Annotated in this window: 2 protein-coding genes; both read right to left on the bottom strand. The window is 55.2% G+C overall.

What is annotated here, in order from left to right:
• Positions 1 to 92: 92 nt before the first annotated feature.
• Entirely contained in the window at positions 93 to 1,097 is a 1,005-nt protein-coding gene (locus GMA12_RS18120; RefSeq protein WP_156270876.1) for a lipid II:glycine glycyltransferase FemX, read from the bottom strand.
• A gap of 3 nt (positions 1,098 to 1,100) precedes the next feature.
• A partial coding sequence (locus tag GMA12_RS18645; protein WP_206064742.1) for a hypothetical protein occupies positions 1,101 to 1,289 on the bottom strand: 189 nt, incomplete at its 5' end.

Below are 1,289 nucleotides of genomic sequence, written 5' to 3'. Positions count from 1 at the left end.
TGGATCGACCGCTGCCACCCGTTCGGGTGGACCAGGACCAGCCCCGACATCCTCAAGATAGCCAACCGGTCAACGACTTCAATGACGAGCCCTTAGAAGCCTGTTGCACGAGTAGTTCGCGTCAATAGGTGCGCGACTTTGGATCGCACGAGAGCGTATCGGTAGCGGACGGCAAAAAGTGAAGGAAAAATTGCGTATCGCAAACGGTGGATAGGCAGGTCCCAGGAACCGAGGCAGGACTCCGATCGCCCTCCAAAGGATTTTTTAAATTTGGTGAAGCCCGACCAAGGGTGATCGGGGCCCGCGTCCTCTGGTGCGATACCTCCAAGATCAAACTGGGCGAGCCCCAGTTTTTTTGCCTCAAGGATCATTCGAACTGTTTGGGCATTTCCGGCATTCAATTTCCTATGCTCATAGTCCATTCCTCCATAGGCCTGAATGCGCGTACCTTCCCAATCGTAAACCAACGTGACCTCAAGGACTTTCTCGGCTAACCAGGCTATATATAACCTAGCCACTCCGAAAGGCATTAATACTTGGGCAACTGTTCTAAGATAGTCGTTTTGTTTACGGACGTACCCATGGCGTTGGGCAATGGCGTCAAGTATAGGAATGAGTAGCTCGATGTCCTTAGGGTCGGTTGAATCCGTGAATGTGACACCCTTCTTGTGAATATTTCGATACCTTTTTCGGTTGTGGCCGTCCATATCTTGGAGGATGTCATTTTCGTCACGTGTGAGGTCGATGATCTGTGTGTATTCGGGCAGGGCATCGTGCGGGGCGCGGCGCAACCCTCGATGACGCAACGCTTCCTGCGTAGATTCCCGCGCTCGGGAAAGGCCTGAGCCGAGAGGTGGTTCCACGCGAATGAACCAACAATTCTCAGTACGAGCTATCTGCCTAAGATCCGCGAGAGCGGCATCAAATTCCTCCACTGTATTCACATCCGGCCCGTGAGGACAGTGCAGGTAACGCCAGCCCATCCCGCTGCGAAGTACTGCGAGGTAGGCCCAATTATCCCCGGACCTCTGGAAGACCGTGTTTCCAAGAGCGCGTTCGAAAATTGCCCACGGGTCAGATTGATAGATGTTCCCCACGCCTCAAATGTACAGGTAGATGGCGGTGGGCGGGGAAGGAAGTGAGTTGAGCCCCGAATAGTGACGTAGCACGGTGGCCTTGCTCGTCGTTCCAGATGAGAGCACGGCCATGGCGGGGACGGCCGCGTCGATGGGTGACATCCGATCTGGCCTGCCCGCAGGGCGGCCTGGAAGGATGTTGCTGCGCCCGCG

This window comes from Kocuria sediminis, from assembly GCF_009735315.1.
GTDB lineage: Bacteria > Actinomycetota > Actinomycetes > Actinomycetales > Micrococcaceae > Kocuria > Kocuria turfanensis.
Note: the sequence above shows the minus strand (reverse complement) of the source record. Positions and strands in the feature narration are given on the sequence as shown.